This window comes from Variovorax boronicumulans NBRC 103145 (genome assembly GCF_001591345.1).
Lineage (GTDB): Bacteria > Pseudomonadota > Gammaproteobacteria > Burkholderiales > Burkholderiaceae_C > Variovorax > Variovorax boronicumulans.
Genome location: NZ_BCUS01000205.1, coordinates 1 through 6,072, shown reverse-complemented (window position 1 = coordinate 6,072; position 6,072 = coordinate 1). Strand labels below are relative to the sequence as shown.

Below are 6,072 nucleotides of genomic sequence, written 5' to 3'. Positions count from 1 at the left end.
GGCGCACTGGCCGGCGGCGTGGGCGCGTCGGTCTACGCGCTGCACTGCATGGAGCTGACCGCGCCGTTCCTCGCGGTCTGGTACGTGAGCGGGATCGCGGTGCCGGTGCTGCTGGGCGCGGCACTGGGGCCGCGCCTGCTGCGCTGGTAGCGCGGCCGCTTTCTCTTAGCGCTTCTTGCTGCCGAAGATCCCGCCCAGCACGCCGCGCAGAATCTCCTTGCCCACCGACGTGCCCATGGTGCGCACCGCCGACTTGGCCATGGTCTGCACGAGGCCGTCGCGCTTGCCGCCGCGCGGGCCGGTGCTGCCGAAGAGCATGTCGTTGAGCATGCCGCCCATGCCGGACGATTCTTCCGCGGCGGCCCCGCCCTTGGCGCCGACAGCTGGCGCATCGGGGGCGCTCTCGGCGCGGCCCTTGAGCTTTTCGTAGGCCGATTCGCGGTCGACCGTCTTCTCGTACACGCCCGCCACCAGCGAGCCCGCGATCAGCGCCTTGCGCTGTTCGGGCGTGATCGGGCCGAGCTGGCTGCCCGGCGGCAGCACGTACACGCGCTCGGTGATGCTGGGGCGGCCCTTGGCGTCCAGGAAGCTCACCAGCGCCTCGCCCACGGCGAGTTCGGTGATGGCGGTCTCGATGTCCAGGCCGGGCTTCTGGCGCATGGTGCTGGCGGCGGCCTTCACGGCCTTCTGGTCGCGCGGCGTGAAGGCACGCAGCGCGTGCTGCACCCGGTTGCCCAGCTGGGCCAGCACCGAATCGGGAATGTCCAGCGGGTTTTGCGTGACGAAATACACGCCGACGCCCTTGGAGCGCACCAGCCGCACCACGAGTTCGATGCGTTCGACCAGCGCCTTGGGCGCTTCGTTGAACAGCAGGTGGGCCTCGTCGAAGAAGAAGGCCAGCTTCGGCTTCTCGGGGTCGCCGATTTCGGGCAGCTGCTCAAACAGCTCCGACAGCATCCACAGCAGGAAGGTGGCGTACAGGCGCGGCGAGTTCATGAGCTTGTCGGCCGCCAGGATGTTCACCACCCCCTTGCCGCCCACCGTCTGCATGAAGTCGGTGATGTTGAGCATCGGCTCGCCGAAGAACTTGTCGCCGCCCTGGGTCTCGATCTGCAGCAGGCCGCGCTGGATCGCGCCCACGCTGGCGGCGCTGATGTTGCCGTACTCGGTGGTGAACTGGCTCGCGTTCTCGCCCACGTACTGCAGCATGGCGCGCAGGTCTTTCAGGTCGAGCAGCAGCATGCCGCTGTCGTCGGCGATCTTGAACACCAGGTTCAGCACGCCGGCCTGGGTTTCGTTCACGTCGAGCATGCGGCCCAGCAGCAGCGGGCCCATGTCGGACACCGTGGCGCGCACCGGGTGGCCCTGTTCGCCGAACACGTCCCACAGCGTGACGGGGCAGGCGGCGGGTTCGGGCACGTCGATGCCGCGTTCCTTGAGCGTGGCGGCCAGTTTTTCGCCGACGCTGCCTTTCTGGCTGATGCCGGTCAGGTCGCCCTTGACGTCGGCCATGAACACCGGCACGCCGATGTTCGACAGTTGTTCGGCGATGGTCTGGAGCGAGACGGTCTTGCCGGTGCCGGTGGCGCCGGTGATCAGGCCGTGGCGGTTGGCCAGGCCGGGCAGGAGGGTGCACTCGATGGTGTCGTGGCGTGCGATCAGAAGGGGGTCGGCCATGGGGCGCTCCGGGTCGTATCGAAGCGCGCAGTCTAATCAACCGCCACTCCTATAATTCACGACCCCGCACGGTCGTTCAGGAAAAAAGTTCAGGAGGTTTTTTTGTCATCGACTGCTCAGCCCCCCATTCCCGCCACTGGCGATGCATCCGAACAGTCGCCGATCGAAAAAGAGCTGGCCGTGTTGCTCGTGAACGCGCTCAATCTCGAGGTCGCACCTGAAGAGATCGTTCCCACCGACCCGCTGTACGGCGAAGGTCTGGGCCTCGACTCCATCGACATCCTCGAAGTCGCGCTCGAAGTTTCGCGCCGCTACGGTTTCCAGCTGCGCTCGGACGACGAGCGCAACCAGCAGATCTTCCAGTCGCTGCGTACGCTCGCGACCCACGTCGCCGAGCACCGCAGCGCCACCTGATCCATGTCCCGATGGCGACTCGTCCTCCTGCTGCTGGTGGGGGTCACGTATGCCGGCCTCTCCCACTGGATGACGCTGTTCCACGCCACCGAGCCCTGGGCCGTGGTGGTGTTGCTCGGACCGCTGTGGATTGCCGCCATGGGTTGCGCCGCCAGCTGGTTCGGCCGCTGGGGCCTGGCCATTGCGGCGGCGCTGGGCATCGGCGGCTTCTCGCTCGTCTTCCTCGGTGAGGCGGGCGACACGAACCGCCTGTACGTGCTGCAGCACATCGGCATCAACGGTGCCTTGTGCGGCTGGTTCGGCTCGACGCTGCGTGGCAAGGGCCTGCCGCTGATCACCCAGTTCGCGCAGCGCGTGCACCCGCTGAAGGGGCACATGCTGTCGTACACGACGCACCTGACGCAGGTGTGGACGGTGTATTTCGCCGTGGTGGTGGTCTCGTCGATCGTGGTCTACCTGACGCTGCCGTTCTCGGCCTGGTCGCTGCTGGCCAACGTGCTGTCGCCGCTGAGCGTGGCGCTGCTTTTCGTGGGCGAGCACCTCGTGCGCTACCGCCTGCATCCCGAATTCGAACGCACGCGCCTGGTCGATGCGGTGCGCGCGTTCTACGGCACCTCGACGGTGGACAACGGCGCTGGCGGCCAATGAAACAGGCGCAGCCCGCGTGACCCCCGACACCGCTTCTTCTTCCTTCCTGCCGCTGCTCGCGGACCGCAACCCCGACGCGCCCCTGGCCTGGCGCGCCGGCCAGCCGGTCAGCACGCGCCAGTTCCTGGCCGACGTCGCGCGCCTGGCGCCCGCGCTCCCCGCCGAAGGGCCTGCCGTCAATCTGTGCCTCGATCGCTACGCCTTCGCCGTGAGCCTGGGCGCCGCGCTGGTGCGCGGCCACGCCAGCCTGCTGCCGCCCGATGCGCGGCCGGACACGCTGGCGCGCCTGACCGAAACCGGCGGCGCCCACCTGTTCGCGCTGACCGACGATGCCAAGCTCGAGACGCCCGGCATGCGGCGCCTGCAGGTCGAGGCCGTGCCCGGCCCGGCCGGCGATGCGCCGGTGCCGGCCATCGACGGCGGCCGGCATGCGGCCAGCCTGCTCACGTCGGGTTCCACCGGCGTGCCGCAACCGCATGCCAAGGCCTGGCGCACGCTGGTCGGCGACGTCGAAGTGGCGGTCGAGCGGCTGTGCCGCGTGCTGCAGCGGCCCACGCTCGAAGGGCTCACGCTGGTGGCGACCGTGCCGGTGCAGCACAGCTACGGCTTGGAGTCGTCGGTGCTGCTCGCGATGCTCGGCGGGGCCGCGTTCGAAACCGGGCGGCCGTTCTTTCCGGCCGACGTCGCGAAGGCGCTGGCCTCGGTGCCGCGTCCGCGCGCGCTGGTGACCACGCCGTTCCACCTGAAGACGCTGCTGCTGTCGGGCATCGAGCTGCCACCGGTCGACCTGATCCTGTCGGCCACCGCGCCGCTGTCGCCGCAACTGGCCGCGCAGGCCGAGCAGGCGCTGGGCGGCGTGCTGCTTGAAATCTACGGCAGCACCGAATCGGGCCAGGTGGCCACGCGCCGCACGACCGAGAGCGAAATCTGGGAAACCTTCGGCGAGATCCGCGTGCATGCGGAACCGGGGGAGGGTGGCGGCCCCGAGCGCTTCATCTTCAGCGGCGACTTCATTCCCGAGCCGACGCCGATGGCCGATGTGCTCGAACTGCTCGATGCGCGGCGCTTTCGCTTGTTCGGCCGTGCCAACGACCTGATCCACGTCGCTGGCCGGCGCAGTTCGCTCGCGCACCTGAACTACCACCTGAACAGCATCGCGGGTGTCGAAGACGGCGCCTTCTGGCTGCCCGACGAGGTGGCCGACGGCGTGGTGCGGCCGGTGGCGTTCGTGGTCGCGCCCACGCTGACGGCGGCGGACATCATTGCTGCACTGCGGCAACGCCTGGAGCCGGTGTTCGTGCCGCGCCGCGTGGTGCAGGTCAAGGCCTTCCCGCGCGAAGGCACGGGCAAGCTCACGGTGCGGGCGCTGCGCGAATTTGCGCTGGCGCAGCTGGCCGACGACCAGACGCCGGTGCAGATGGCGCACGCGGTGCCGGTCGACCATCCGGTCTTTGCGGGTCATTTCCCCGGCCAGCCGCTGGTGCCCGGCGCGTTGCTGCTGGCCGAGGTCATGGAGGTCGTGCGGCGCGTGCCGGCGCTGTCGGCACGGCTCGGCCAGAGCCCGACGCTCGCGGCCGCCAAGTTCCTGGCGCCCGTGCGGCCCGGCAGCACGCTGTCCATCGAGCTGCATCCCGAGGCCGGAACCGGCCGCGGCGTGCGTTTCGACGTGCGCTGTGACGGCGTGGCGGCTGTCACCGGCCGCTGGACGGCTGTGCCAGAGTCGGCGGGATGAAGCACACCGACGCCGAAACGCGCGCCGTGGACGAAGCGGCGCGGCAGACTGCTCGCCCGGCGGCCCAGCAGGGCGACTGGGCGCGCGCGCCCGAGCGCAGCAACATGCTGGCGCTGCGCTTCATCTGCCTGATGGCGCTGGTGTGCGGGCGGCACGTCACGCGGCTGCTGCTGCCGCCGATCAGCCTGTATTTCCTGCTGTTCGCGCCGGCACCGCGCCGCTACATCAAGCGCTACCTGTTCAGGGCCATCGGCCCGCGCGCGGGCTGGGTCGACGGCTACCGCCTGCTGCACGCGTTTTCCTCCACCGTGCTCGACCGCGTGTACTTCCTGCGCGGACGCATGGACCTGTTCAAGCTGAAGATCGAAGGCAACGCCCCGATCGAGGCCGAGGCGGCCGAAGGGCGGGGCGCTTTCCTGCTCGGCGCCCACATCGGCAGCTTCGAGGTGCTCGGCGCCTGCAAGCAGCAAAAGCACCAGAACCGCATGCGGCTGGCGATGCTGATGTACCCGGACAACGCGCAGCGCATCACCGCGATCCTGAACGCCATCGCGCTGCCCGAGATGCGGCCCCACGTGATCGCGCTGGGCCGGCCGCATTCCATGCTCGCGCTGCGCGATTGGCTCGACGGCGGCGGCCTCGGCGGCATGCTGGCCGACCGCACCTTGCCGGGCAGCGAGGAGCAGCCGGCAAACCAGCGCGGCAACAACATCGTGCTGCCTTTCCTGGGCCAGCCGGCCGTCTTCAACGACGGCCCGTTCCGGCTGGCGGCGCTGCTGCGCCGCAAGGTGTTCTTCATGGCCGGCATGTACGGCGGCGGTGCCCGCTACGATGTCCGGTTCGACCCGCTGGCCGACTTCGGCACGCCGTTCGCCGACGCCGCGGAGCGTGAACGCCGCATCCGAAGCGCGGTCGAAGCCTATGTGGCCCGCCTGGAGGCGCTGTGCCGCGCCTACCCGTACAACTGGTTCAACTTTCATGATTTCTGGCTCGAAGATGCGGCTTGATCGGCTTTGCAGGGTGGTGGTGCTGGCGGTGGCTTTCTGTGCCGCGCCGGCGTGGGCGGCATTCGACCTGCCCGAACTGATGGGCCTGCTGGCCCGGCAGAAGAGCGGCGAGGCGCGCTTCACCGAGCAGCGCTTCGTGCACGGCCTCGAAGGCCCGCTCGACGCGAGCGGCACGCTGAGCTTCGAGGCGCCCGACAAGCTGGTGCGCCGCACGCTGTCGCCGCGCATCGAGACCATGTCCGTCGACGGCAACACGCTGACCCTGTCGCGCGGCAACCGCAACCGCACGCTGGCGCTGGACAGCATGCCCGAGCTGCTGGGCCTGGTCGAAGCCATGCGCGGCACGCTGAGCGGCGATGGCGCCACGCTGCAGCGCTACTTCAAGAGCACCGTGACCGGCGCCGCCGGCAAGTGGACGCTCGACCTCACGCCCAACGACAGCCGGCTGGCCGCGCAGGTGCGCAGCATGCGCATCACCGGCCGCAACAGCGAGGTGCTGGGGCTGGAGATGGAGTTCGTGGGCGGTGACCGCTCGGTCATGCACATCTCGCCCAACGCGCCGCCGTCGGCGCTGCCGGCCGGCGCCCCCGGGCG

General features: G+C 69.7%; 7 protein-coding genes. 6 read left to right on the top strand and 1 reads right to left on the bottom strand.

The window, feature by feature from the left end; translation table 11 throughout:
• Positions 1–6: 6 nt before the first annotated feature.
• On the top strand, positions 7–150 hold the full coding sequence (locus VBO01S_RS32105) for an NrsF family protein (protein ID WP_370682149.1): 144 nt from the start codon (positions 7–9) through the stop codon (positions 148–150).
• A gap of 15 nt (positions 151–165) precedes the next feature.
• Here VBO01S_RS32105 and VBO01S_RS30480 read toward each other — a convergent pair whose 3' ends face one another.
• On the bottom strand, positions 166–1,677 hold the full coding sequence (locus VBO01S_RS30480; protein WP_062482697.1) for a helicase HerA-like C-terminal domain-containing protein: 1,512 nt from the start codon (positions 1,675–1,677) through the stop codon (positions 166–168).
• A gap of 102 nt (positions 1,678–1,779) precedes the next feature.
• On the opposite strand from VBO01S_RS30480, the gene VBO01S_RS30475 reads away from it, so the two are divergent.
• From VBO01S_RS30475 to VBO01S_RS30455, 5 genes are all read left to right on the top strand, one after another.
• The gene (locus VBO01S_RS30475; protein ID WP_062482694.1) at positions 1,780–2,091 is read left to right on the top strand and encodes a phosphopantetheine-binding protein; all 312 of its coding nucleotides are present in this window, start codon (positions 1,780–1,782) and stop codon (positions 2,089–2,091) included.
• A 3-nt stretch (positions 2,092–2,094) separates the two neighbouring features.
• Positions 2,095–2,739: a COG4648 family protein gene (locus VBO01S_RS30470; protein ID WP_062482691.1), complete on the top strand. Its 645-nt coding sequence runs from the start codon at positions 2,095–2,097 to the stop codon at positions 2,737–2,739.
• A gap of 16 nt (positions 2,740–2,755) precedes the next feature.
• On the top strand, positions 2,756–4,471 hold the full coding sequence (locus VBO01S_RS30465; RefSeq protein ID WP_062482688.1) for an ApeI family dehydratase: 1,716 nt from the start codon (positions 2,756–2,758) through the stop codon (positions 4,469–4,471).
• The gene (locus VBO01S_RS30460) at positions 4,468–5,478 is read left to right on the top strand and encodes a lysophospholipid acyltransferase family protein (RefSeq protein ID WP_062482685.1); all 1,011 of its coding nucleotides are present in this window, start codon (positions 4,468–4,470) and stop codon (positions 5,476–5,478) included. The genes VBO01S_RS30465 and VBO01S_RS30460 overlap by 4 nt, the downstream gene beginning before the upstream one ends.
• A partial coding sequence (locus VBO01S_RS30455) for a LolA-related protein (RefSeq protein WP_062482700.1) occupies positions 5,450–6,072 on the top strand: 623 nt, incomplete at its 3' end. The genes VBO01S_RS30460 and VBO01S_RS30455, both read left to right, overlap by 29 nt.